At 64.7% G+C, this 24,176-nt stretch carries 22 protein-coding genes and 1 tRNA gene; 13 read left to right on the forward strand and 10 right to left on the reverse strand.

Annotated elements, in window-relative coordinates; genetic code table 11:
* Positions 1 to 37 precede the first annotated feature (37 nt).
* Positions 38 to 952 carry a haloalkane dehalogenase gene (locus tag K3172_RS09820; protein WP_221589560.1) on the forward strand — a complete coding sequence of 305 codons (915 nt, stop codon included), beginning with the start codon at positions 38 to 40 and terminating at the stop codon, positions 950 to 952.
* Positions 949 to 2,127: an MFS transporter gene (locus K3172_RS09825; protein ID WP_221589562.1), complete on the forward strand. Its 1,179-nt coding sequence runs from the start codon at positions 949 to 951 to the stop codon at positions 2,125 to 2,127. Before K3172_RS09820 ends, K3172_RS09825 begins: the two co-directional genes overlap by 4 nt.
* A 126-nt stretch (positions 2,128 to 2,253) precedes the next feature.
* Here K3172_RS09825 and K3172_RS09830 read toward each other — a convergent pair.
* From K3172_RS09830 to grxC, 4 genes are all read right to left on the reverse strand, one after another.
* Positions 2,254 to 2,330: transfer RNA gene (locus tag K3172_RS09830), tRNA-Arg, on the reverse strand.
* A 38-nt stretch (positions 2,331 to 2,368) separates the two neighbouring features.
* The gene (locus tag K3172_RS09835; protein WP_221589564.1) at positions 2,369 to 2,827 is read right to left on the reverse strand and encodes a DUF1178 family protein; all 459 of its coding nucleotides are present in this window, start codon (positions 2,825 to 2,827) and stop codon (positions 2,369 to 2,371) included.
* A 7-nt stretch (positions 2,828 to 2,834) separates the two neighbouring features.
* The gene (locus K3172_RS09840; protein WP_221589566.1) at positions 2,835 to 3,653 is read right to left on the reverse strand and encodes a carbon-nitrogen hydrolase family protein; all 819 of its coding nucleotides are present in this window, start codon (positions 3,651 to 3,653) and stop codon (positions 2,835 to 2,837) included.
* Entirely contained in the window at positions 3,654 to 3,917 is a 264-nt protein-coding gene (grxC, locus tag K3172_RS09845; RefSeq protein WP_221589569.1) for a glutaredoxin 3, read from the reverse strand.
* A 162-nt stretch (positions 3,918 to 4,079) separates the two neighbouring features.
* Between grxC and K3172_RS09850 the strand changes: the two genes are divergently transcribed.
* Positions 4,080 to 4,544 (forward strand): Hsp20 family protein, encoded by a 465-nt coding sequence (locus K3172_RS09850; protein ID WP_221589571.1) that lies wholly within the window; start codon positions 4,080 to 4,082, stop codon positions 4,542 to 4,544.
* Positions 4,545 to 4,880: 336 nt separating this feature from the next.
* Here K3172_RS09850 and pyrG read toward each other — a convergent pair whose 3' ends face one another.
* The 3 genes from pyrG to tpiA all read right to left on the reverse strand — a co-directional run bounded on the left by pyrG (position 4,881) and on the right by tpiA (position 7,848).
* Positions 4,881 to 6,515, reverse strand: a complete 1,635-nt coding sequence (gene pyrG / locus K3172_RS09855; RefSeq protein WP_221589573.1) for a CTP synthase — start codon at positions 6,513 to 6,515, stop codon at positions 4,881 to 4,883.
* Between the two features lie 103 nt (positions 6,516 to 6,618).
* Positions 6,619 to 7,005, reverse strand: coding sequence for a preprotein translocase subunit SecG (secG, locus tag K3172_RS09860; protein ID WP_221589576.1), 387 nt, complete (start codon positions 7,003 to 7,005; stop codon positions 6,619 to 6,621).
* 81 nt (positions 7,006 to 7,086) lie between these two features.
* Positions 7,087 to 7,848 carry a triose-phosphate isomerase gene (tpiA, locus tag K3172_RS09865; protein ID WP_221589578.1) on the reverse strand — a complete coding sequence of 254 codons (762 nt, stop codon included), beginning with the start codon at positions 7,846 to 7,848 and terminating at the stop codon, positions 7,087 to 7,089.
* 203 nt (positions 7,849 to 8,051) lie between these two features.
* On the opposite strand from tpiA, the gene K3172_RS09870 reads away from it, so the two are divergent.
* The 8 genes from K3172_RS09870 (at position 8,052) to lexA (ending at position 16,664) form a co-directional block, all read left to right on the forward strand.
* Positions 8,052 to 9,986: a peptidyl-prolyl cis-trans isomerase gene (locus tag K3172_RS09870; RefSeq protein ID WP_221589580.1), complete on the forward strand. Its 1,935-nt coding sequence runs from the start codon at positions 8,052 to 8,054 to the stop codon at positions 9,984 to 9,986.
* 7 nt (positions 9,987 to 9,993) lie between these two features.
* Positions 9,994 to 11,493 (forward strand): anthranilate synthase component I, encoded by a 1,500-nt coding sequence (gene trpE / locus K3172_RS09875; protein ID WP_221589582.1) that lies wholly within the window; start codon positions 9,994 to 9,996, stop codon positions 11,491 to 11,493.
* Positions 11,490 to 12,329, forward strand: coding sequence for a phosphodiester glycosidase family protein (locus K3172_RS09880; RefSeq protein WP_221589584.1), 840 nt, complete (start codon positions 11,490 to 11,492; stop codon positions 12,327 to 12,329). The genes trpE and K3172_RS09880 overlap by 4 nt, the downstream gene beginning before the upstream one ends.
* On the forward strand, positions 12,326 to 13,288 hold the full coding sequence (gene pip / locus K3172_RS09885; RefSeq protein ID WP_221589586.1) for a prolyl aminopeptidase: 963 nt from the start codon (positions 12,326 to 12,328) through the stop codon (positions 13,286 to 13,288). The genes K3172_RS09880 and pip overlap by 4 nt, the downstream gene beginning before the upstream one ends.
* A gap of 59 nt (positions 13,289 to 13,347) precedes the next feature.
* On the forward strand, positions 13,348 to 13,962 hold the full coding sequence (locus K3172_RS09890) for an anthranilate synthase component II (RefSeq protein ID WP_221589588.1): 615 nt from the start codon (positions 13,348 to 13,350) through the stop codon (positions 13,960 to 13,962).
* Positions 13,959 to 14,951 carry an anthranilate phosphoribosyltransferase gene (gene trpD / locus K3172_RS09895; RefSeq protein ID WP_221589590.1) on the forward strand — a complete coding sequence of 331 codons (993 nt, stop codon included), beginning with the start codon at positions 13,959 to 13,961 and terminating at the stop codon, positions 14,949 to 14,951. The genes K3172_RS09890 and trpD overlap by 4 nt, the downstream gene beginning before the upstream one ends.
* Positions 14,952 to 15,042: 91 nt before the next feature.
* Positions 15,043 to 15,828: an indole-3-glycerol phosphate synthase TrpC gene (gene trpC, locus K3172_RS09900; protein ID WP_221589592.1), complete on the forward strand. Its 786-nt coding sequence runs from the start codon at positions 15,043 to 15,045 to the stop codon at positions 15,826 to 15,828.
* 137 nt (positions 15,829 to 15,965) lie between these two features.
* Entirely contained in the window at positions 15,966 to 16,664 is a 699-nt protein-coding gene (gene lexA / locus K3172_RS09905) for a transcriptional repressor LexA (RefSeq protein ID WP_221589594.1), read from the forward strand.
* Between the two features lie 75 nt (positions 16,665 to 16,739).
* Here lexA and K3172_RS09910 read toward each other — a convergent pair whose 3' ends face one another.
* A complete protein-coding gene (locus K3172_RS09910) occupies positions 16,740 to 18,842 on the reverse strand; it encodes a ComEC/Rec2 family competence protein (RefSeq protein ID WP_247718130.1) in 2,103 nt (700 codons plus the stop codon).
* A 109-nt stretch (positions 18,843 to 18,951) separates the two neighbouring features.
* On the opposite strand from K3172_RS09910, the gene gltX reads away from it, so the two are divergent.
* Entirely contained in the window at positions 18,952 to 20,403 is a 1,452-nt protein-coding gene (gene gltX / locus K3172_RS09915; RefSeq protein ID WP_221589598.1) for a glutamate--tRNA ligase, read from the forward strand.
* A gap of 19 nt (positions 20,404 to 20,422) precedes the next feature.
* The gene (gene gltA / locus K3172_RS09920) at positions 20,423 to 21,700 is read left to right on the forward strand and encodes a citrate synthase (protein WP_247718192.1); all 1,278 of its coding nucleotides are present in this window, start codon (positions 20,423 to 20,425) and stop codon (positions 21,698 to 21,700) included.
* Positions 21,701 to 21,751: 51 nt separating this feature from the next.
* Here the strand turns inward: gltA and K3172_RS09925 are convergent, their stop codons facing one another.
* Positions 21,752 to 23,194: a sensor histidine kinase gene (locus K3172_RS09925; RefSeq protein WP_221589602.1), complete on the reverse strand. Its 1,443-nt coding sequence runs from the start codon at positions 23,192 to 23,194 to the stop codon at positions 21,752 to 21,754.
* 2 nt (positions 23,195 to 23,196) lie between these two features.
* Positions 23,197 to 24,162, reverse strand: coding sequence for a hypothetical protein (locus K3172_RS09930; protein ID WP_221589604.1), 966 nt, complete (start codon positions 24,160 to 24,162; stop codon positions 23,197 to 23,199).
* Between the last annotated feature and the right edge of the window lie 14 nt (positions 24,163 to 24,176).

Consider the following 24,176-nt stretch of genomic DNA (forward strand, 5'->3'; position numbering starts at 1 on the left):
GAGACCTGAATCTTTCGGTCTGTGAGGAGAGGGGCCGATGGAAATCCTGCGTACACCTGCCGAGCGCTTCACTAACTTGCCGGACTTTCCTTTCGCGGAAAACTGGTTCGAGGTGGATCTGGCTGGCGGCCTAACGGGACGCCAGCACTATCTGGACGAGGGCCCGAAAGACGCGCCGCCGGTCCTGTTATTCCACGGCGAGCCCAGTTGGTCGTTCCTCTATCGCAAGATGATCCCGATCCTCGTCGACGCGGGCTTTCGCGTGCTCGCACCGGACCTGATCGGCTTCGGCAAGAGCGACAAGCCGGACGACATCGGCTTCTACACCTATGCCCGCCACGTCGACTGGCTGAAGCAATGGCGCATGGCGATTGAGCCGCGTCCCGCCGCGCTGTTCGTGCAGGACTGGGGCGGCTTGCTCGGCCTGCGGATGGTGGCGCACGATCCCGACCTGTTCGCCTGCGTCGTCGCCAGCAACACCTTCCTCCCGGCGGGTGGCACTCCCTCGCCGGCCTTCCTGGCCTGGCGCGAATTCGCGCGCAGCTCGCCCGATTTCAACATCGGAACGCTGCTCGACCGCGCCACCGCGACCGAACGCAGCGCAGCCGAAATCGCAGCCTATGACGCGCCCTTCCCCTCCGAGCCATACAAGGCCGGCGCGCGCGCCTTCCCGGCGCTGGTCCCGGTCGAGGACGGGATGCCGGGGGTCGAGGACAACAAGGCTGCCTGGCCTGCCCTCGCCGCTTACGACAAACCCTTCCTGACGCTGTTCGGCGAGGACGATCCCATCACCAAGGGCAGCGAGAAATTCCTGATCGAGCGCATCGCCGGTGCTGAGGGCCAACCGCACCGGACGCTGCCGACCTGCGGGCATTTCTGTCAGGAGGACCAGCCCGAGGCGCTGGCGCAAGGCCTGATCGACATGGCGCGCAAGGCGGGTCACCTCGCTTGACCCCCCAATCGCGCCTGACACGCGCCCAGGAATATTCGCTTGCGGTGGCTGCGGCAGTCGTCACCGCCAATGCCTATTATATCCACCCGATCATTGGCGATGTCGCCGACCATTTCGGCGTCAGCCATGCGCGCATCGGGCTGGTTCCTGCGTTGAACCAGTTGGCGCTGGCCGTCGGGATCTTCCTGCTGCTCCCACTCGGCGACCGCATTTCGAACCGGCGACTGACCATCCTGTTCGCCGTGGGCCAGACAATCTCGCTCGGACTGATGACGCTGGCACAGCAATTCGCGCTGTTCGTCGCCGGCTCGACCTTGCTCGGGTTCTTCACCATCGCGCCCTATCTGCTGCCTGCCTACGCATCGAAACGGGTGGCACCGGAGCGGCTGGGCCAGGTCATGGCGCTGCTGACGGCAGGCGTGATCCTCGGCATTCTCGTCGCCCGCGTCGGTGCGGGCGTCGTTGCCGAATACGCTGGGTGGCGGGCGGTGTACTGGATCGCGACTGCGCTCATGATTGCCGTGACGCTCGCCCTGCCGCGCCTGATGGAGGCAGGAGAGCGCGATGCGGCCAACCGCGAGAGCTATGGCGCGCTGCTCCTCTCGGTCTTCCCGCTGATCCGCCAGCACCGCGAAATCCTCGTATCAGGCGCGATCCAGGCGCTCAATTTCGCCCAGTTCATCGCGTTGTGGCTGGCGCTGGCCCTGCACCTCACCTCGCCCGAGATGGGCTATGGCACCGACACGGTGGGCTATCTTGCGGGGATCGCCGCGGTCAGCATCTTCTCGACCCCGCGGCTCGGCATCTGGGCGGACGAGGTCGGCGCCCGCAAGGCCCGTGCTATCTTCGCTGTCGTCCAACTGCTCGGCGTGGCGCTCCTCTGGCCGCTCGGCGGTGCGCTGGTCACCATCCTCGTGCCGCTAATCCTCGCCAACCTCGTCGGACCGGGCATCGATGTGACGGGACGTATGACCTATCTCACCCTCCAGCCCGACCTGCGCACGCGGCTGACCACGATCTACGTCGTGCTGATGTTCATCGGCGGAGGTATCGGCAGCCTTGCCGGGACCGCGATCTACGACGCTTACGGCTGGGCCGGGACCTGCCTGCTGCTGGTCGGGCTGTCGGTAGGCCTCACCGGACTGGCTCTCCACGCAAAACGCTTCGGTAGGTAATGGTGCGCCCGACAGGAATGCTTCGCCCTTCGGGCTCCCCCGTCTCCGCTTCGCTCCGACTCCGAATGAGGCTCAATCCGGAGGCACTCAACCAAAAGAGGCGGCCCTTGGCAGGACCGCCTCTTTTGGTGCGCCCGACAGGATTCGAACCTGTGGCCCCCAGATTAGGAATCTGATGCTCTATCCTACTGAGCTACGGGCGCGTCCGGCTTCCCTATAGCCCCTTGAACTTGAGACACAATCAGTTGAGTTCGTCGGGCGGTGCGATGGGGAAAAGGATGGGGGCAACCGAAATGCCCTCGGCCAGCATATCCTCGGCTTCGTCCCGCGTCGCCTGTCCGTGGATCGGCGCCTCGTCGGTCTCGCCATAGTGCATGGAGCGGGCCTTCTCGGCGAACTTGTCACCGACCCATGTGCTCTTTTCGAGGGCCTTCGCTTGCGCTTCGGCAAGGACCTTGAGCGCGTTCTGGACTTCGGGCGGCATCTCGCCGCGGCTCATCTGCGCCTTGGGCCGCGCGTCACTTCTGCTATTGCCCTTGGTAGGAACCGCCGGTGCCATCGGCGCCTTGCCCACCTTGTCGCAGCCGCATTGAGGGCAACTGACAAGCCCGCGGTCCCGCTGGCGCTCGTAGTCGTCCGACGAACCGAACCAGCCCTCGAAGCGGTGGCCTTCGCTGCAGAAGAGGTCGTAGACGATCATTACCGGCCTAAGAGCGGATCGCGCGGCGATTGGCAAGGCTGGGCACTTGCGCGCGAACTTCGGCGATCCGCGCCAGATCGAGGTCGGCGATGCCGATCCCGGATTCCTCGCCCTCCATGTCGAGCAGCACCTCACCCCATGGATCGACGACGAGGCTGTGGCCATACGTCTGCCGGCCGTCCTGGTGCTGGCCGACCTGCGCGGCGGCAATTACGAAAGCGCTCGCTTCGATGGCGCGCGCCCGCTGCATGACATGCCAGTGCGCCGCGCCGGTCGGCACGGTGAAGGCAGCAGGGATCGCGATCGCATCGCAGGCCTGCCGCCCCAGTTCCTCGAAAAGGGCGGGAAATCGCAGATCGTAGCAGATCGAGAGGCCGAGGCGTCCGACGGGCGTGCCATCGACGACGACGGCCGTGTCACCGGCTGCATAGGCATTGGATTCGCGCCAGGATTCTCCGCTTGCGAGATCGACATCGAACATGTGGATCTTGTCGTAGCGGGCAGCGATCTCGCCATTGGGATCGATCACGAAGGCGCGATTGGCCCACCGGCCGTCCTCCGTGAGAATCGCCAGCGATCCGAGCGAAACCCACATGCCAGCGTGTGCCGCGCCAGCGCGAGCCTCCTGGAGGGGAGCGGTGTCTCTCTCGGCGCGGATATGTTCACTGGCTCGCTTGCGATCTCGATCCAGCAGGCCGGACATTTCCGGCGTGAAGAGCATTTGCGCGCCCTCGCCCGCGGACCGAACGATGGCATCGGCAAGCACAGCCGCATTGGCTTCGGGGTCGACCCCTGCGGTCATCTGGAGGAGCGCGATGCGTGTCATTCAGCCTTCCAGCAAAGAGTCCAGCTTGCCGTCGCGCTCGAGCGCGGCGAGGTCGTCCGAGCCGCCGACATGCGTGTCGCCGATGAAAATCTGCGGCACGGTGCGGGCCGTGGGCGCGCGTTCCATCATCTCGTCGCGCTTGGGGCCGCCCATCGTGATGTCATGCTCGGTATAGTCGACGCCCTTCTCGTCCAGCAGGCGCTTGGCGCGGAAACAGTACCCGCAACCGAATTTGGTATAGATGACGACAGGGGGATGATTCATCGAAAAACCTCGTAATTCTGCGAAAAACTAGCGTGCGCGCGACATTCTTGAAAGCGCTTTTCCAGCGCCTATCTTGAGTGGGTCGCCGGCCCGACCGGCGGCGACGGGGTGCCACGACGGGCCCCGCCATCATAGAATCGCTCAGCAAGAGGATTTGTTTCGATGAACCGTATGGACTTTACCCCCTATCGCCGTTCGACCGTGGGTTTCGATCGACTGTTCGACCTGATGGAACGCCAGGCCCGCAATGCCGGCGGCGACAATTATCCCCCCTTCAACATCGAGCGTCGCGGCGACGACGAATACCGCATCACCCTCGCGGTGGCAGGTTTCCGCCCTGCCGACCTCGACATCACCGCGCAGCAGAACCTGCTGGTCGTACAGGGCCGCAAGCGCGATGAACTCTCCGAGGGCGAGATGCTGCATGTCGGCATCGCCAATCGCGGCTTCGAGCGGCGTTTCGAACTGGCCGATTACGTCCGGGTCGAGAATGCCGACCTCGCCGATGGGCTGCTGGTCATCGACCTCATTCGCGAGGTGCCTGATGCGGTGAAGCCGAAGAAGATTGCGATCGGCGGCCAGAAGCCGCTCGAAGTCGTCAAGGACGACGATAGCGCCGCTGCTTGACCGACCTGACTTTTCGAAAATCGATCTGAAACGAATGGGGGCGGAACCTTTCGGTTCCGCCCCCGCGACGTTGAACGCCGCCAAGCCTCAAAATCGGCCGTCCGGGTCGCAGAAGACAACCGTCTTCGAGGCAAGCCCCACCGCTATGCGGACGTTGCAAGTGTCTCGAAAGGCCATGCTTTTCGGCACGACAACAGATGTAGTCTGGCGCAGATGTATCAAAAGATAAACCGGAAAATCGGCTGAGAAACTTGGCTTGGCGCGTCCTTACAAGGGCGGCCCGACGCTTCTCAATCAATTCAGTAACTTGCGAAAATCGACACCTGCAAAAAAGTGTCAGACGAGCCGTGCCTGCTCAAGCGCCGCTCCGATGAAGCCGGCAAAAAGCGGGTGCGGATCGAATGGCTTGGACTTCAGTTCGGGGTGGAACTGAACCCCGACGAACCACGGGTGATCCGGTCGCTCGACGATTTCCGGAAGCAGGCCGTCCGGAGACATGCCGGAAAAGATGAGGCCCTGCTTTTCCAGCGGTTCGACATAGGCGCCGTTGACTTCGTACCGGTGGCGATGGCGTTCCGAGATTTCGGTCGCCCCACCGTAGATGCTGGACACATGGCTGTTCGCTGCAAGCTTGGCCTCGTAAGCTCCGAGCCGCATCGTGCCGCCGAGGTCCCCGCCCGCTTCCCGGGTCTGAAGACCCTCTTCGGTCATCCATTCGGTGATGATGCCGACCACCGGTTCTTCGGTTTCGCCGAACTCGGTCGAACTCGCTTTCTCGAAGCCCGCGGTACGCGCGCCCTCGATGCAGGCCATTTGCATACCAAGGCAGATCCCGAAGAACGGTACCTTGCGCTCACGCGCAAAGCGGACCGAGGCGATCTTTCCTTCCGAACCCCGCTCGCCGAAGCCGCCAGGCACCAGGATACCGTGCATCGGCTCGAGCTGGGCTGCGATGTCGCTGTCGCCCTGCTCAAACACTTCAGCATCGATCCACTTGATGTTGACCTTGACCCGGTGGGCCATGCCGCCGTGGATGAGCGCCTCGTTCAACGATTTGTACGCGTCTTGCAGGCCGACATATTTGCCGACAACGCCGATCGTAACCTCGCCTTCCGGGTTGGAATGCCGGTCGACCACGTCGTACCAGCGTGAAAGATCCGGCTCGGGCGCGTCAGTGATGCCGAAACCGCGCAGCACCTCGGTGTCGAGACCTTCGGCGTGATACTGCAGCGGCACCGAATAGATCGAAGGCGCGTCGAGCGCGGGGATGACCGCTTCCATCCGCACGTTGCAGAAATTGGCGATCTTGCGCCGTTCGCTCTCGGGAATCGGATGCTCGGCCCGGCACAGCAAAACGTCGGGCTTGATCCCAAGGCTCGCCAGTTCGCGCACCGAGTGCTGGGTCGGCTTGGTCTTCAGCTCGCCCGCCGCCGCGATGTAAGGCACCAGCGTCACATGGACGCTGAGCGACTGCATCGGCTCGAGTTCGTTCCGCAGCTGGCGGATCGCTTCCATGAAGGGCAGGCTTTCAATGTCGCCTACGGTGCCGCCGATCTCACACAGGATAAAATCGTGAGCGCCCTGGTCGGCGAGCGCGAATTCCTTGATCGCGTCGGTCACGTGCGGAACCACCTGCACGGTGGCGCCAAGATAGTCACCGCGGCGTTCCTTGGCGATGATCTGCTGGTAGATCCGGCCCGAAGTGACATTGTCGCCTTGGTGGGCGGACACGCCCGTGAACCGCTCGTAATGGCCGAGATCGAGGTCGGTCTCGGCCCCGTCGTCGGTCACATATACCTCGCCGTGCTGATACGGGCTCATCGTGCCCGGATCGACATTGAGGTAGGGATCGAACTTACGAATGCGGACTTTGTAGCCGCGCGCCTGGAGGAGGGCAGCGAGCGATGCTGCCATGAGACCTTTGCCAAGCGAGGAGACCACGCCGCCGGTGATGAAAATATACCGCGCCATGGGAGTCGGGCCTTAAGCTGAGAAACGGAGTCGGGGCAAGCGCAAAGCCATGGGAAAGCGCGGCGCGGGCCGCGCAATCCACAGACCTGAGCGGGTTTGGGTCTTATTCGCTCGCGTCGGAGAGCGGGTCGGCTGCAGGCGCTGCGGGCGCAGCCGGCTGCTCACCGGTCTGTGCGGGTTCGCCGGTCGTCGCCGAGCCGAGCGGATCGATCGGTGCAGCCGGGGCGACCGCGCGATCGAGGGTCGATTCGAGAGAATCCGCGCCGCTCGTTTCGACGGCTACCGCTGCGAGCGCGATGGAGAGCACCACGAAGAGAACCGCGAGCCACTTGGTCGACCGGGTCAGGAAATCTGCCGCGCCGCGGGCGCTGAGCATGCCCGAGGGGCTGCCACCGATCCCGAGGCCGCCGCCTTCCGAGCGCTGCATCAGGATGACACCGACAAGCGCGGCTGCGACGATCGCCTGGACGACGGTGAGGAAGAGGAACATGGAACCGGGTACTCTTTGGCTGGAATCTGGTTGCCCGCGCATTTAGGCGCGCAAGGCGAAATGGACAAGACCGCGCTCTGACTAGACCTCGTCACTCTCCGAAGCGGCGACGACAATGCCGAGGAAGCTCTCGGCGGTCAGGCTTGCACCGCCGACGAGCGCGCCACCCACTTCCGCCGTCGAGAGGATTTCCCGCGCATTATCTGGCTTCACGGAGCCACCATAGAGAATACGGACCTTGGCAGACGCCTCTTCTCCAAAAGTTTGGTCGAGCAGCTTGCGGATCGCGCCGTGCATCGCAGCGATATCGTCGGTGGTCGCGGTGCGTCCCGTCCCGATCGCCCAGATCGGCTCGTAGGCGATGGTCAGGCGCTCTGCCGGATCGTCGAATGCGCCGAGCGCCGATTTGAGCTGGCGCAGCACGAAGACTTCGGCCTCGCCCGCATCGCGTGTCTCGAGCGACTCGCCGCAGCACAAGATCACGCGGAGCCCGGCTTCGAGTGCCGATTCGATCTTCTCGTTGATCAGCTTGTTTGTTTCGCCGTGATCCTGGCGGCGTTCGCTGTGACCGAGGATAACGAACTTTGCGCCAGCGTCGGCGACCATGGTCGCGTTGATATCGCCAGTATGCGCGCCTTCTGCTCCCGGATGGCAATCCTGTGCGCCCACGCCGATCTGCTCGGCTTCCTTGTGAACGGCGTGAATCAAGGTGTAAGGCGGCGCAACCGCGACCTCGACCTTCATGTACCGCTGCGCGGCACGATCGATGGCGCGCGCTTCGGATAGCATGGCGCGCGTGCCGAACATCTTCCAATTTCCAACGATATAGGGCCGTTCGGCCATTGCGTATTCCTGCGATGAATGGGTGAGTGAGCCCGCTATAGGGGCGGAATGTCTTGCCCCGCTAGACAAGCTTTCTTCGTGCGTCAAAACCCTTTGCGACCTGTTGCGGCGAGGTCGCAGGGCGGATAAGGCCGCTCATCGACCGCGCACGCCGGAACTGCGTGCATCATCGAAGTTTCACTGTCCCGGATTTTCGCCAGACCATGCTTTCTTTCTTCCGCAATTTCTTCAAGTCCAAGATCGGCCTTGCCGTCGCACTCGCGTTCCTGGGCCTGATCGCGCTCGCTTTTGCGAGTGCCGACGTGTCGAGCACCGGTGCCTTTGGCGGCGTCGCTGGCGGGGATCGGGTGGCCGTCGTGGGCGATGAGAAGATCGGCACCGCCGACCTTATCCGATCGGCCAACAACGCACTGGATCGTGTGCGGCAGGACGACCCGACTCTTTCGATGGAAGCCTTCGTTGCGCAGGACGGGCTCAAGCAGTCGCTCGACGCCCTGATCGACCGTTTCGCCATTCGCGGCTTCGCAAAGAAGTATGGAATTCGCGCGGGCGATAATCTCGTGAACAGTGAAATCCGCATGATCCCGGGTTTCCGCGGTCCGGATGGCAATTTCAGCGAGAGCGTCTACCGGCAGGCACTGGCGCAGGCGCGCATTACCGATGCGCAGGCGCGTGAGGATCTCGGCACAGGCCTGCTTTCGCAGCAGCTCTTCGTGCCCGCCACCTTCGGCGCCACCGTTCCCGACAAGCTTGCTTACCGCTATGCGCAATTGTTCAAGGAGCGCCGGCAGGGCGCGATCGCGCTGTTGCCCTCGGCCAGCTTCGCTCCGACCGGTGCGGCGAGCGACGCCACGTTGAAAGCCTATTACGACGCCAACCGTGGCGACTTCATCCGCCCCGAACGCCGGGTCATTCGGTTTGCGACCTTCGACAGCAGCGCTCTGGGTGACCGGATCGAGCCGACCGATGCCGAGATCGCAGCGCGATACGAACGGGATCGCGCGCAGTACGGTGCCAGCGAAACCCGCGACTTTACCCAGCTTATCGTGCCCACGCAGGCGGCCGCGAATGCGCTCCGCGCCCGCGTCGAGGGCGGCGCTTCCTTTGCCGCCGTGGCGCAGGAAGCCGGCCTTCGGGCAGCTCCGGTGGTCGACGCCTCGCGCGAAAGTTTGGCCTCACAAGCTTCCGAAGCAGTTGCGAAAGCGTATTTCTCGGCCGCCCAAGGTGCGATCACCCAGCCTGCCCGTAGCCCGCTCGGATGGCACATCGCCCGGATCGATGCGGTCGACGCAGTACCCGCCCGGACGCTAGCGCAGGTTCGTGGCGAGATCGCGACGGCACTGCGCGAGGAGAAGCGCACCAAGGGGCTCGCCGACCTTGCGATCGAAATCGAAGACCGGCTCAGCGATGGCGCGACGCTTGCCGAAGTCGCAAGCGAACTGAAGCTGGAACTTACCACCACCCGCCCTGCCCTGGCCGACGGCCGGATTTATGAGGCACAGGAGACGCTTCCCGCAGTTCTCGCACCGGCACTGCAGACCGCATTCCAGATGGACGAGCAGGAGCCGGAGATCGCACCGCTGCAGGGCGGCGAAACCTATCTGGTCTACGAAGTTAGCCGGATCACGCCGGCAGCCACCGCGCCGCTGGCGGAGATCAAACCCCAGGTCGAGGCCAGCTGGCGTATGGCGGAGGGGCTCAAGCGCGCGCAGGCGGCGGCCGACCGCGTGCTCAAGCGCCTGCGCGGCGGGGCGACCCTCTCTGCAGCCTTGGCGGCCGAGGAAACCCGCCTGCCGCCGCCCGAAAGGGTCGATCTCACCCGACAGCAGCTCGCCGCCCAGCGCGAACGCCGCATCCCTCCGCCGCTCGCACTGCTGTTCAGCATGGCGCAGGGAACCAGCAAGAAGCTGGAGGCGGTGCAGAATATCGGCTTCTACGTTGTCGACCTCGAGAATATCTCGATGGACGACATCGCCGACGATGATCCGCTGATCGCGCAGGCCAAGACGCAGCTCGGTCCGGTCATCGGGGACGAGTATGGCGAACAGCTCCGCACGGCCATGCGCATAGAGATGGGCGTCGAGCGCAACGAGGACGCGATCGAAGCTGTCCGCAAACAGCTGCTCGGCGAGAGCTGAGGCGAACTTGGCGCCCTCTCTTGAAGGCCTCGACCAGGCCCGGACCGAAATCGCCGCAGGACGGCCCGCGCTCGTATGGCGCCAGGTCGTCGCAGACACCGAAACACCGGTCGGCGCGGCACTGAAGCTGTTCGAGGAGGGCCGCGGCGACTTCCTGCTCGAATCGGTCGAGGGCGGCGAAGTGCGCGGGCGCTACAGCCTGATCGGGCTCGACCCGGACCTCGTGTTTCGCGCGACCGGCAACGAGGCCTCCATCAATCCATATTGGCAGATCGACCGTGATGCCTTCGAGCCGTGCGACAAGGGCGCGCTCGATGCCTTGCGCAATTTGGCCGATAGCTGCCGCTGCGCCACTCCCGAGGCCTTGCCCCCCGCCCTCGCTTGCCTCGTCGGCTATTTCGGCTACGAGACCATAGGCCTTGTCGAGAAGCTGCCCCGCGCGCCGCAGGGCGAGCTCGACCTGCCCGACATGCTGTTCGTCCGCCCGACAGTCATCCTCGTCGTCGACCGTCTGAGCGACGCGCTGTTCTGCATCGCGCCCGTCTGGCCCGAAGGATCGATCGAGCAGGCCGCCGAGCGCATCGACGAGGTGCTGCGCAAGCTTGACCGACCGCGAGACCGTGCCAGAAGCGTACCCGCCGAGCTCGCTGAACCGGCTCTGGTCTCCACCATGAAGCCCGCCGACTACGAAGCGATGGTCCTCAAAGCGAAGGATTACATCTCGGCAGGCGACATCTTCCAGGTGGTGCTCTCGCAGCGCTTCACCACGCCCTTCACGCTCCCGCCAATGGCGCTCTATCGCTCGCTGCGTCGGGTAAACCCCTCGCCCTTTCTCTATTTCCTCGACCTGCCGGGCTTCGCTGTGGTCGGCTCGAGCCCCGAGATCCTCGTGCGCGTGCGCGAGGGCGAAGTGACTATCCGGCCGATCGCCGGAACCCGCCCGCGCGGCGCGACCCAAGCGGAGGATCGGCTCGCCGAACAATCGCTTCTGTCCGACCCGAAGGAGCGTGCCGAGCACTTGATGCTGCTCGATCTCGGGCGCAACGACGTGGGACGCGTCGCCGAAACCGGCAGCGTCACCGTCACCGAGAGCTTCACCGTCGAGCGTTATAGCCACGTCATGCATATCGTCAGCAATGTCGTCGGCCGGCTCGCGCAAGGTAGCGACGCGCTCGATGCGCTGTTCGCGGGCTTCCCCGCGGGCACCGTCAGCGGTGCGCCCAAGGTCCGCGCCTGCCAGATCATCGCCGAACTCGAACCGGCAACGCGCGGTCCTTATGCCGGCGGCGTCGGCTATTTCGCGCCCGACGGCTCGGTCGATAGCTGCATTGTCTTGCGCACAGCCGTGGTAAAGGACGGCGTGATGCATGTGCAGGCAGGTGCCGGCATCGTCGCCGACAGCGATCCCGCCTATGAGCAGCGCGAATGCGAAGCCAAGGCAGGCGCGCTGCTCGCGGCGGCGAAGGAGGCGGTGCGCCTCGCAAGGGAACCCGGTTTCGGACAATGAGAGCAATCGTCGCCCCCATCCTCCTGCTCGCCCTTGGCGCCTGCGAACAGCAGCCTGCCGGCGAACCGGTCGCCCGCGCGCGCATCGACGGCAAGGCCGATCCGGCCAATCCGTCCCCAACACCCTCTTCCACAGCGACCGTTGCAAGTTCGGTCGAGAGCGCATGCCGCTCGATCATCTTCGAAGATGCCTCGCTCACCCACTGCCTCGCCACGCCTTCCCGGCACCGCGTCACGATGGACCTCGGCCCCTCCGGCGAAGCGCCCTATCGCAGCCTCACTGCCTTAGCGCGCCAGCGGGGCAGCACGGGGATCGCTTTCGCCATGAACGCCGGCATGTTCGACGACGAAGGCAAGCCGATCGGCTATTTCGTCGAAAATTCTGAGCGACTCCAACCGCTCAGCACCAATGACGGTGAGGGCAATTTCCACATGAAGCCTAATGGGGTCTTTTACGGGTCGGGCGGCGAGTGGAAAGTCCGCACCACGGAAGACTTCCTGGCCAATGTCACGGAGCGCCCTGACTTCGGCACCCAGTCGGGCCCGATGCTGGTGATCAACGGGAAGCTGCATCCCGAGATCACGCAAGATGGGCCTTCGCGCCTGGTCCGGAATGCGGTAGGTGTCGACGAGCAGGGGCGCGCCCACTTCGTCATCTCGAACGCACCGGTCTCCTTCGGCAAGCTCGCCCGCTTCTATCGCGACGAGCTGAAAGTGAAGAACGCGCTCTACCTCGACGGCAATGTGTCCCAGCTCTGGAACCCGGCCACCGACCGGCTCGACACCGGCGCACCGATCGGCCCGATCGTCGTGGTCGAGAGGAAAGGCAGCGAATGACCGAGAACCGCCGCACGCTCTACCCTGAGATCGAACCCTACGACACCGGCATGCTCGATGTCGGCGACGGTCATACGATCTACTGGGAGCGCGTCGGCACGCCGGGCGGCAAGCCGGCGGTCTTCCTCCACGGCGGCCCCGGCGCGGGCTGCAGCCCGGGCCAGCGACGCCAGTTCGATCCGGCGCTCTATGACGTCCTGCTGTTCGACCAGCGCGGCTGCGGTCGCTCGACGCCCTTCGCCAGCCTCGATCACAACACGACGTGGGACATCGTTGGCGACATGGAGCGTTTGCGCGAAATGTGCGGGCACGAAAAATGGCTCGTATTCGGCGGCAGCTGGGGCTCGACGCTCGCGCTGTCCTATGCCCAGACCCATCCCGACCGCGTGACCGAACTGGTGCTGCGCGGCATCTTCCTGAGCCGCCAGAGCGAGCTCGACTGGCTGTGCTCCTATGGCGCGAGCGAACTCTACCCCGAAGAATGGGACCGCTTCGTCGATCACGTGCCCAAAGACCGACAGGACGATCTTATCGAGGCCTATCGCGACCTGCTCGACGATCCCGATCCCGAGGTTCGCAAGGCCGCCGCCAGCGCCTGGAACCGCTGGGAGGGCGTCACCGTCACGCTGCTGCCGGAAGAGGACACCATCAACAACATGGCCGATGGCGAGAACGCCGTCGCCACCGCGCGGATCGAGAACCACTACTTCCGCAACGGCTGCTTCCTCGACGAGGGCCAGCTGCTGGAGAACGCGCACAAGCTGGCCGGCATCCCTGGCGTGATCGTCCAGGGCCGCCACGACTGCTGCACCCCGCCCCGCTCGGCCTGGGACCTGAAGCAGGTGTGGCCCGAAGTCGAACTGCAGATCGTCTCCGATGGCGGCCACCTGTACACCGAGCCGGGCATCACCGACGGGCTGGTGCGGGCGAGTGACAGGTTCGCGGGGAAGTCGGCGTAACCTCGCACCGAGCTGAACTTGCTTGAATGGAGAGCCGCGTGCGGCCATTGACGCCACAAATGACCGACAGCCGATCCATCCTAGTCATCGACAATTACGACAGCTTCACCTTCAACCTTGTCCATTACCTGATGGAGCTGGGCGCAGGTGTGGAGGTGGTGCGCAATGACGCCATTTCGGCAGGGCAGGCGATTTCCAGCGGCGCGGCGGGCTTCCTGATCTCGCCCGGTCCCTGCACGCCGAACGAGGCTGGCGTCAGTCTCGATCTCGTGGCGGCCTGCGCTGACGCGGGCAAGCCGCTGCTTGGCGTATGCCTCGGCCACCAGTCGATCGGGCAGCACTTTGGCGGCAAGGTCGTGCGCGGCGGTCTGATGCATGGCAAGACATCACCCGTGACGCACGACGGCAGCGGCGTGTTCGCCGGCGTGCCGTCACCCTTTACGGCCACGCGCTATCACTCGCTGATCGTCGAGGACATTCCAGAGGAACTGGTCGTCAACGCCACCAGCGAGACGCCCGGCCTCGACGGCAGCAGCGTGATGGGTTTCCGCCACCGCGATCTGCCGATCCACGGCGTCCAGTTCCACCCGGAGAGTATCGCGACCGAACACGGTCACGCGCTGCTCGCCAACTTCCTGAGCCTGTGCGGGATCGAAGCGAAGGTCCCGGCATGAAACACCTGCCGCTCGCCGTCCCGCACATGAGTGAAGCCGAGGCCGAGGAGGTGTTCGGCTGGATCCTCGACGGCGATGCCAGCGACGAGGAGATCGCTCGCTTCCTCCTCGCCATGACCGAGCGCAGCGAGACGGCGGACGAGATCGCCGGTGCGGCGCGGGCCTTGAGGGCGCGCTATATCCCGGTCACCGGGCCGGAAAATGCGATCGACGTCTGCGGCACCGGGGGCGACGGGCACCACACGCTCAACGTCTCGACAGCAGTCGGCTTGGTGGTTGCCTCCTGCGGCGTGCCCGTGGCGCGCCATGGAAACCGGGCGATTTCCTCGCTTTCGGGTGTAGCCGACACGCTTGAAGTACTAGGGCTAGACATGGCGGCAGCCGGACGAACGGCGGAAAAGACGCTGGCCGAACTCGGCATCTGCTTCCTTTTCGCGCCCAACCATCATCCGGCGATGGTGCGCATCCAGCCCATTCGCAAGCAACTCGGCCGAAGGACGATTTTCAACCTGATGGGGCCGCTGTCGAATCCGGTCGGGATAAAGCGCCAGCTGATCGGCATCGCGCGCCCGGGTTACGTCTCGATCTACGGCGATGCGACCGCGCGCCTCGGCACCGAGCGGACCTTCATCGTCTCGGGCGACGAGGGGCTCGACGAGCTGAGCCTGGCCGGTGGCAACGAGATGGCCGATGTCACCGGGCACGAATTCGCGATGAAGCGCGTCGATGCGACGATGGCGGGGTTGGAGCACGCTCCGCTGGAGGCGATCCGCGGCGGCGACCCTGCGCACAATGCCAAGGCCCTCGCCGCGCTGCTGGACGGCGAGCAGGGTGCCTATCGCGAGACGGTGAAGTTCAATTCCGCCGCCGCGCTGATGGTCGCCGGTCGCACCGACGACTGGATCGAGGGCGCCGCGATGGCCGCAGAAGCCCTCGACTCCGGCGCGACGAAGACGCTGCTGCAGCGCTGGATCGAGATGGCCAAGTGATGCCGCACCCCACCCCGTTTGTGTCGAGCGAAGTCGAGACACTCCAGCGCAACCGCCTCTCGACTGCGCTTCAGGCGAACGGAGCGATGCCATGAACAAGCTGGTCGAAATCTGCGACACCAAGCGGGAGGAAGTCGCCGCCCGCAAGGCCGCAGCCACCCTCGCCGAGCTCGAGGCCGCGGCTCGCGCACAGTCGGCTCCGCGCGGGTTTCGCAAGGCGCTCGAAGCGGCCCAGAAGGACGGATTCGGACTGATCGCCGAAGTCAAGAAGGCCTCGCCTTCCAAGGGCCTGATCCGCGCCGACTTCCAGCCTGCCGCGCATGCGCGCGACTACGAGGCCGGGGGCGCCGCCTGCCTTTCGGTGCTCACCGATGCGCCCTATTTCCAGGGCCACGAAGACTATCTCGTCGAGGCCCGAGGAGCCTGTGCCCTGCCGGTCCTGCGCAAGGATTTCATGGTCGATCCCTGGCAGGTCGCCGAGGCGCGCGCGATGGGCGCGGATGCGATTTTGATCATCGTCGCGGCACTGGAAGATGCGCTGATGGCCGACATCGAGGCGGCAGCGATCGAGCACGGCATGGATGTCCTCGTCGAGGTCCATGACGAAAGCGAAATGGACCGTGCCTCGCGCCTGCGCTCACGCCTGATCGGCGTGAACAATCGCGACCTCAGGACCTTCGTCACCGACCTTGCGACGACCGAACGACTCGCCCCGCTCGCACCCGACGGCACCTTGCTCATCGGCGAAAGCGGCATTGCGACGCATGCCGATTGCGAGCGGCTGTCCCGCCCCGGCGTGCGCAGCTTTCTCGTGGGCGAAAGCCTTATGCGGCAGGACGACATAGTTGCCGCAACGCGCAGCCTGCTGGGCCGCTGACGGAGCAAAGCGGGAACGCCTGTTCCGTCCGTTTTGGCGGGAAACCCTCGCAAATGCTTGACTTGCCGAATCGGGTTGCCTACTTGTTCCACATTCGTTCACAGGGTTGTGAACAGGCGACACGGGAGTTCGCAGACATGCTGACCGCCAAGCAGCACGAGTTGATCCGCTTCATCCAGCAGCGCCTGGAAGAGACCGGAATTTCGCCCAGCTTCGAAGAGATGAAGGAGGCGCTCGACCTCAAGAGCAAGTCCGGCGTGCATCGCCTGATTTCGGCGCTGGAGGAGCGCGGCTTCATCCGCCGCCTGCCGAACCGCGCGCGCGCGCTCGAGGTAGTCAAGCTGCCCGAAGATGCGGTGACCAGCGGGGGTCGGGCACGCGCTGCCAATGACGTCGGCGCGACCATGGCCGCAGCTGTTACCGCCAAGGCCGTCGCGCCGGAGCCGGCAAACGATATCATCGATGTCCCGCTCCATGGGCGTATTGCAGCCGGTGCCCCGATCGAGGCGATCGAGGGCCAGTCCAGCATGCCCGTCCCTGCCGCTCTGCTGGGCCCGGGGGAGCACTATGCGCTCGAGGTATCGGGAGATTCGATGATCGAAGCGGGCATCTTCGATGGCGATTTTGCCTTGGTTCGCCGTGCCGACACGGCCCGAGACGGGGAAATCGTGGTCGCGCTGGTCGATGACGAGGAAGCGACGCTCAAATACCTGCACCGGGAGGCAGGGCGAATTCGCCTGGACCCGGCGAACGGCAGCTACGAACCGCAGGTCTATGATGCCCACCGCGTCAAGGTCCAAGGCAAGCTTGCCGGGCTCCTGCGGCGTTACCACTGAGTTCGGACCGAATGCAAAGGGGGCCGGCCCCGAGGCTGTGCCTCCTTGCTTTTGCGCGGCTTCAGCTGGACTGGCCTAGCGGATGGCTGGACTCCACCATCCGTGTTCGCCCTGACCGTCGGCAACGGTATCGATCCTCCCGGTCCTCAGGTAAATCGCCGTCCCGCCTGCTTGCTCGAGGAAGCGCCGATCTGCTTTCAACCAGAGCGGGCGGCAGGCGCGCGGAAGGAAACGGTCCGCAATAACGATATCACTTCGCTCGCAAGCCGCGGCGAGCGACCTTTCCTCGATCAGATTTCGACTACGAGCAACCAGCACGCTCCAGGCGCGTCCTCCGCGATCAAGCGTGACGGTACAGAAATCCGGACTGCACCGTGCCCCCGGCCACTTCGCCAGCGGGACCGGTTCGCCCTCGAGCGCGGCCACTTCGCGCAGGTTGTCCTGCGCATAGCTCCCGTCGCTGTCACGTAGGACAAGCAGCCTGTGGCCCTCCCCTGCGATGCCGACGTCGCGGCCGTCGCGTGTGATCACGATATCGGGCGCCAGTGTGCCTACCATCCAGAGCGCTGCAGCGAACGCCGGGAGCAATCCCCATAGCCTCGCCCTGCCATGCCATAGAGCCAGCCACACCGCCCCTACGAGAAACAGCATAAGCGCCGCCATGGGGATCTTGGGTGCCAGCTTCACCGCCCCCGGCTGATCGGAAACAATGTGCGCGATGGCCAGCAGGAGTTCGAGGGATCGCCCGACCAGCCACCAAGCCGGAGCGCCCAGCCCGACGATGTCCAGCGCAAGGGCGACGGCGACGAGCGGCATCGAGACGAAGGTCACGAGGGGAATGGCAAAAAGGTTGGCAAACGCGCCGTAAACGCCCGCACGATGGAAGTGGAACAGCACGATCGGCATGAGCGCGATCTCGATGATAAATCCGGTCACGAACAGCATGAGAACCCTGCGCCCGAGCCGGCGCACGCCCGAGCCTTCGGTCGGCGTCAGGAATTCGCGCACGGGCTTTGCATTGTGGAGTGCGACGATCGCCAGAACTGCCGCAAAACTCATCTGGAAGCTCGGTCCGACGAGCGATTCCGGCCACAGCAAGAGTACCGCCATTGCGGCAACAGCCACCATTCTCATCGAGAGCGGTTCTCTCCCGAGGGCCAGCGCCAGCAGGACCAGCACCGCCCCGAGACAACTGCGTACCGTCGGCACCTCGGCACCCGTCAACATAGTATACGCGATGCCCGCCAGCGCCGCGGTAGCTGCGGCCAATAGGGGTAAACGCACACGGAGGGTCAGCCACGGCCACAGCGCAAGCAGCTTGAGAGTCAGGATATAGGTCGCAGCGATGATCGCGCTCACATGCAGGCCGCTGATCGAAAGCAGGTGCGTCAGTCCAGCATCCCGCATGGCTTCCTCGTCGGCCTCCGCGATAGCGCCTCTGTCGCCGCTCGCCAGTGTGGCGGCGATCGCGCCTGGTGCACCGTCAAGCTGTCCGCGAACATGGGCCGACAATTTCCGCTGAACCCCAGCGATAATTCCGTCCGCACCCAGAGGTGCCTCCACAATTTCGACTGCTCCGGCGATCGAGCCGGTTGCTGCGAGCCCGTCGAACCAGGCTCTGCGCGCAAAGTCGTAAGCGCCGGGCACGATCGGCGGGGATGGCGGCATCAGGCGGGCCGAGAGCCGCACCCTCGCCCCTTCCCTGAGCGCCGGATCATCCTGCTCCAGCGGCACGTTGACCCGATAGGCGCGCGCAGTCCCGCTCACGGCATCCCTTGCCGCCAGGACGAGCCGTATCCGGTCGTCGGCCGGCTGCTCTTCCCGTTCCAGGATCCGCCCGTCGATGCGCTCGAACATAGGCCGCTCGATAGGCTCCGCACCGATCATCGCAGACCGCGCCCAGACGAGGGCAATCCCCGCCGCGACGGCCAGCGCCACCGCTATGATCGCAAGCATCAGATGCGCTCGCTCCTCCCGGTCGCGCCACAAGGCGAGGCTTCCGACCGCCGTGAGGATCAGCGCACCGATGGTCCCGAGCCATTGCCAAGCCGTATCGAGCAAGAACCACAGGCCGATTCCGGACGCAAAGGCGACGACGAGCCATGGACCGCGATCGAACCCTGAACGCGCGAGAAATACCTCGCAGACTTCCGCAAATCTGGACAACTGGCCGCGCATGCGCCAAGGGCGCGGCACAATATCCGCGGACGCGTCGTCCGCTCCCCCCATAGGTACCAAGGGCGTCCCGCGCGTCGCCATGCAAGTGTTTGAAAGGAAGCGAGAGACAATGGCAAGCGATAGTGGAGCGCCCACCGGAAAGGTCGTCACCCGCTTTGCCCCCTCGCCCACCGGATATCTCCATATCGGCGGCGCGCGCACGGCGCTGTTCAACTGGCTGTTCGCGCGGCACCACGGGGGTCGCGCGCTGCTGCGGATCGAGGATACCGACCGCAAGCGAAGCACGCAGGACGCGATAGACAAGATCATCGACGGGCTGGATTGGCTGGGTCTCGACTATGACGAGCCGGCTCTGTTCCAGTCGGACCGCGCCGAACGCCATGCCGAAGTCGCGCGGCGGCTGCTCGACAACGGGCACGCGTACAAGTGCTTCGCGACTCCCGAGGAACTCGAGGCCATGCGCGCCGAGCAGCGCGCGGCCAAAGTGCCCATGCGCTACGACCGCCGCTGGCGCGACCGCGACCCTGTGGAGGCGCCCGAGGGCGCGCCTTACGTGATCCGCCTTAAGGTCCCGACCGAAGGCGAGACCACGATCGAGGATGCCGTGCAGGGCAAGGTCACGGTGAAGAACGCCGAGATCGACGATTACGTGCTGCTGCGCGCGGACGGCACCCCGACCTACATGCTCGCAGTCGTGGTGGACGATCACGACATGGGTGTCACGCATGTCATCCGCGGCGACGATCACCTCAACAACGCCTTCCGCCAGCTGCCGATCATCCGCGCCATGAACGCCATCGAGGGCGGCTGGCCCGATCCGGTCTATGCCCATGTGCCGCTGATCCACGGGCCCGACGGCGCGAAGATGTCGAAACGCCACGGGGCGGTCGGCGTGGAGGCCTATCGCGACGACGAGGGTATCCTGCCCGAAGCGCTGTTCAATTATCTGTTGCGCCTCGGCTGGGGGCATGGCGACCGCGAAGAAATCTCGCGCGAGGAAGCGGTGGCGCTGTTCGACCTGTCGGGTGTCGGCAAGGGTCCGGCCCGCTTCGACATCAAGAAACTGCAGAACCTCAACGGTCACTATATCCGCGAGGCCGACGACGCGCGCCTCGCCAGTATAGTCGCCGAAAAGCTGGGATCGAGCGCCGACGAGAAATTGTTGGCCAAGGCGATGCCCGTGCTCAAGCCCCGTGCGAAGTCAATCAACGAACTATCTGAAGGATCGCAATTTCTCTTTGCGAAGCGTCCGCTGGAAATGACGGAGAAGGCAGCCGCGCTGCTCGATGACGAGGCCCGGGCGCGCCTCGCTGAACTGTCCAAAATGCTGCACCTGCAAAATGACTGGACAATCGAGGCTCTCGAAGCCACTACGAAAACGTATGCGGAGGCTCAGGAACTGGGCCTTGGCAAGCTCGCGCAACCCATGCGCGCGGCACTGACGGGGACCACCACGTCCCCTGGTATTTTCGATGTGCTGGTCCTGCTGGGCAAGGAAGAGTCGCTCGCGCGGATAGACGCGCAGGCCTCTTCTCCGGCAAGGTCGGCTCAGGACGCTTGAGGAGAAACGCGTGGCCGATATGAAGGCAACTCTCGATCTGGGTGATCAGACCCAGGACTTCCCGGTCCTCCAGGGCAGTGTCGGCCCGGATGTGATCGACATTCGCAAGCTCTACGGTGCGACCGGCAAGTTCACTTATGACCCGGGTTACAAGTCGACCGCCAGCTGCGAAAGCGCGCTGACCTACATCGACGGTGAAGAAGGCGTCCTCCTCCATCGCGGCTACCCAATCGGGCAACTGGCCGAGCATTCCAGCTTCATGGAAGTCAGTTACCTGCTGCTCAACGGCGAGCTGCCGACGCAGGAAGAGCTGGACGATTTCACCTACACCATCACCCGCCACACCATGGTCCACGACCAGCTGCGCCAGTTCTATCAGGGTTTCCGCCGCGACGCGCACCCGATGGCCATCATGTGCGGCGTGGTCGGTGCCCTGTCGGCCTTCTATCACGACAGCACCGACATTTCCGATCCCGAGCAGCGCAAGATCGCGAGCCACCGGCTGATTGCCAAGATGCCGACGATTGCGGCGATGGCGTACAAGTATTCGGTCGGCCAGCCTTTCATGCAGCCGCAGAATTCGCTGAGCTACACCGGCAATTTCCTGCGCATGACCTTCGGCGTGCCGGCGGAGGAGTACGAAATCCACCCCGCCATCGAGCGCGCGATGGACCGGATCTTCATCCTCCATGCCGACCACGAACAGAACGCCTCGACCTCGACCGTGCGTCTCGCCGGTTCGTCGGGCGCGAACCCCTTTGCCTGCATCGCGGCCGGCATCGCCTGCCTGTGGGGTCCGGCGCATGGCGGCGCGAACGAGGCGGCGCTCAACATGCTGCAGGAAATCGGCTCGCCCGACCGCATCCCGCATTACATTGAGCGCGCGAAGGACAAGAACGATCCGTTTCGCCTGATGGGCTTCGGCCACCGCGTCTACAAGAACTACGACCCCCGCGCGACGGTGATGCAAAAGACCCTTCGCGAGGTGTTCGACGCGCTCAACGTCAGCGACCCGGTTTTCGAGACCGCGCTGCGGCTCGAAGAAATCGCGCTCAACGACGATTACTTCAAGGAAAAGAAGCTTTTCCCGAACGTGGACTTCTATTCGGGCATCATCCTCAACTCGATCGGCTTCCCGACGACCATGTTCACCGCGCTCTTCGCCCTCGCCCGTACCGTCGGCTGGGTCGCGCAGTGGAACGAGATGATCTCCGATCCCGGCCAGGTCATCGGTCGTCCGCGCCAGCTCTACACCGGCCCGACCGAGCGCGATTACGTGCCCATCGGCAAGCGTTGACGGGACAAGACACCAAACGATCCAGGGGCGCTTCTGCGCCCCTTTTTCGTGTCACTCGGAAGCGTCGGACCCGGGCACGTTCTTGCCGGGACCGCCGCGTTGTTCGCCGCGCATGTCGTCCGCTGCCGGGACAGAAAGCGTAAAGCGAGCGCCTTGGCCCGGTGCGCTTTCGACTGTCAGGTCGCCATCCATGGCCCTTGCGATGCGCCGCGAAATATAGAGCCCCAGCCCGGAGCCGCCGTCGCCGCTCCGCCCGAGGCGCTCGAACTTCTCGAAGACCCTGGCCTGCTGATCCTGGTCGAGACCATGTCCCTGGTCGGCCACTGTGATCAGCGCCCGGCTTCCGATACGGTCGAGACGGATCCAGACTTGGCTATCCTCCGGGGCATAGCGGATGGCATTGCCGACGAGGTTGAGCAGGATCTGCAAAACGCGTCGGAACTCGGCAATCGCAAGTTGGCTCTCGCCTTCCACCGGAGGAACGAGCGTGATGCCCTTTTCCTGCGCACGCACGCCGAGGATTCCGCATGCACGGCGCGCGACGTCGGCAAGTTCGATCCGGTCCGGCGCAGTCACGAACTGGTCGGATTCGACCACTTCGAGGTCGGAAAGGTCGTCGATCAGGGCAAGCAGGTGCTGCGCCGCGGTGGCGATGTCTGCGGCGTAATCGCTGTATTCGTCGGCGATCGGCCCGGCAAGCTTGGTGCGGATCGTCTCCGCATTGGCGATGATCCGGTTGATCGGCTGGCGCAGAACCGGTGTCAGGTCTCGACCGAAGGATGCGCCCTCGATCCCGCTCGACGATCCGCCGCCGGACCCCGCCGCGACCGGCGTGTCGGCAGTGAGGTACAAGACAAAGCCGGCACTCCCCGCCTCGCCATGTCCGAGCGGTTCCAGATGCGCGGTCCACGCTCGCTTCGAACCCTCAATCTGGCATTTCACTCCGTCCAGCAGGCGCCAGTGCAGCGGCTGTTCGTGCGTGTTCCCGGGCATGTGTACGAAGTCCGTCCATGGACGACCTACCGTTTCGGAAGTCTTGGCAACGAACTCGGCGAGATCGGGCGCTTCGGTCACCACCGACAGGATTCTCTGCCTTGCATCGAGGCGGGCGGTGCAGTCCGCCAGATGGCGGTTGATCTCGATCCGCCGCCGCGCACTGTCGAGTTCGTTCTCTGGTGGAAGCTCCTCGGTTTGCCAGCTGACGACGTCGATCTCGCATCCGAGGATTTCGCCGGCGTCGCTCATCTCAGGCCCGATTTCGACCCACGCCGTGATACGATTCTCGCCGTCCACCGCGGAAAACTGGCGGGCAAGGCGCAACCCGTAGAGCTTTGCTTTCTCGACAAGCGCACGCAACTCCGGGATGGCGATTTCACCACCCAGATGCCCGCCGCATGCCTCCTGCAAACCGGAGAGCGGTTGTCCTGCCTCGGTGAGCCGGCCATCGGCATCGGTGCGGCCGTGCGCGATATAGCGGGTTCCGACTGTCGCCATGACTATCCGACCCCCAGACTTCCGGCGTCCGCCAGCATCGCCAAGGCCTCCGATGGCGTGAGCTCCCGGAGGGCAGCCAGTGGCGTCGCCTGAGGATGGAGGCGCAGCACCTGCGCACTCACCGCTTGTGCATCAAGTCCCGCAGCGCGCAAGCCGAGCGCGAGCCGGGTCGTCTGGCGCTCGTTTGTCGAAAGGACCGCCATGAAACGCGACTGCCCCGATTTGGCGGCCAGTGCGGAAAGGAAAAGCGCCACCCCGCCCTGCTGGATATCGAGAGCATCGCCAACCGTCTCGCCCATGCCGGCAACAAGTCGTGCCAGAAGCGCTAGTCGGCCGGCGCTTTCGTCATAGGCATTGCGCAGCTTTGCTTCGGCCCGGATCATGGCATCCGACCGGCGTTCGCCGTTAAAGGCGCGCCACCCCATCAAGAGCTCGTGGAACAAGTCGCCGGGCAATTCGGCCAGCGGCAGTTCCATCCGCCGCTGCGACTGCGAGAAGCGCGCCTGAGCGGCGAGCGCCGCCATCGCCGCACTGGACTGGCTGCTGTCGCTCGATGCGATCAGGCGCTGCAATGCCGGCGTGAGAACCGGATCGATCCCGTATTGCACTTCCATTCGCGTTGCGAGTTGCCACTCCAGCGCCAGCGCGTGACAGTGCGACAGGATGAGCGGACTTGAAAAGAAGTGCTGCGCAAGCGCCTCGCCGTGCCGGTCCGCGAAGGCTTCGCGGCCGGCCTCGCCCGTTGCCTCTGCCTGGGCGCGCAGGATCTGCCATGCCAGATCGTGGCACATACCTCTGATCCGCGCGACGAGTTCGTCGCTGAACAGCGAATGATCGGGCGTCGCGAGCAGGTGCTCGAGAATGGGCGTCACGCGCAGCAGGAGCGCATCCCCGCGCGCGAGCTCCTCTCGCATCGCGGCCACACCGTTCTGGCGATCGACTTCAGGCACTGACGTGTGCATCTTCATGGGGGCGCCTTAGC

Source organism: Qipengyuania proteolytica (assembly GCF_019711565.1).
GTDB lineage: Bacteria > Pseudomonadota > Alphaproteobacteria > Sphingomonadales > Sphingomonadaceae > Qipengyuania > Qipengyuania proteolytica.

Bases quoted from the DNA above. Each gene is read 5' to 3' on its own strand.
- K3172_RS09910 (WP_247718130.1), bottom strand. From the start codon at position 18,842: ATGCGCGGCCAGTTGTCCAGATTTGCGGAAGTCTGCGAGGTATTTCTC.
- gltA (WP_247718192.1), top strand. From the start codon at position 20,423: ATGAAGGCAACTCTCGATCTGGGTGATCAGACCCAGGACTTCCCGGTC.
- trpD (WP_221589590.1), top strand. From the start codon at position 13,959: ATGAAACACCTGCCGCTCGCCGTCCCGCACATGAGTGAAGCCGAGGCC.
- K3172_RS09835 (WP_221589564.1), bottom strand. From the start codon at position 2,827: ATGATCGTCTACGACCTCTTCTGCAGCGAAGGCCACCGCTTCGAGGGC.
- K3172_RS09820 (WP_221589560.1), top strand. From the start codon at position 38: ATGGAAATCCTGCGTACACCTGCCGAGCGCTTCACTAACTTGCCGGAC.
- lexA (WP_221589594.1), top strand. From the start codon at position 15,966: ATGCTGACCGCCAAGCAGCACGAGTTGATCCGCTTCATCCAGCAGCGC.
- K3172_RS09880 (WP_221589584.1), top strand. From the start codon at position 11,490: ATGAGAGCAATCGTCGCCCCCATCCTCCTGCTCGCCCTTGGCGCCTGC.
- pip (WP_221589586.1), top strand. From the start codon at position 12,326: ATGACCGAGAACCGCCGCACGCTCTACCCTGAGATCGAACCCTACGAC.
- K3172_RS09870 (WP_221589580.1), top strand. From the start codon at position 8,052: ATGCTTTCTTTCTTCCGCAATTTCTTCAAGTCCAAGATCGGCCTTGCC.
- K3172_RS09840 (WP_221589566.1), bottom strand. From the start codon at position 3,653: ATGACACGCATCGCGCTCCTCCAGATGACCGCAGGGGTCGACCCCGAA.
- secG (WP_221589576.1), bottom strand. From the start codon at position 7,005: ATGTTCCTCTTCCTCACCGTCGTCCAGGCGATCGTCGCAGCCGCGCTT.
- K3172_RS09925 (WP_221589602.1), bottom strand. From the start codon at position 23,194: ATGGCGACAGTCGGAACCCGCTATATCGCGCACGGCCGCACCGATGCC.
- pyrG (WP_221589573.1), bottom strand. From the start codon at position 6,515: ATGGCGCGGTATATTTTCATCACCGGCGGCGTGGTCTCCTCGCTTGGC.
- gltX (WP_221589598.1), top strand. From the start codon at position 18,952: ATGGCAAGCGATAGTGGAGCGCCCACCGGAAAGGTCGTCACCCGCTTT.
- tpiA (WP_221589578.1), bottom strand. From the start codon at position 7,848: ATGGCCGAACGGCCCTATATCGTTGGAAATTGGAAGATGTTCGGCACG.
- grxC (WP_221589569.1), bottom strand. From the start codon at position 3,917: ATGAATCATCCCCCTGTCGTCATCTATACCAAATTCGGTTGCGGGTAC.
- K3172_RS09930 (WP_221589604.1), bottom strand. From the start codon at position 24,162: ATGAAGATGCACACGTCAGTGCCTGAAGTCGATCGCCAGAACGGTGTG.
- trpC (WP_221589592.1), top strand. From the start codon at position 15,043: ATGAACAAGCTGGTCGAAATCTGCGACACCAAGCGGGAGGAAGTCGCC.
- K3172_RS09850 (WP_221589571.1), top strand. From the start codon at position 4,080: ATGAACCGTATGGACTTTACCCCCTATCGCCGTTCGACCGTGGGTTTC.
- K3172_RS09890 (WP_221589588.1), top strand. From the start codon at position 13,348: ATGACCGACAGCCGATCCATCCTAGTCATCGACAATTACGACAGCTTC.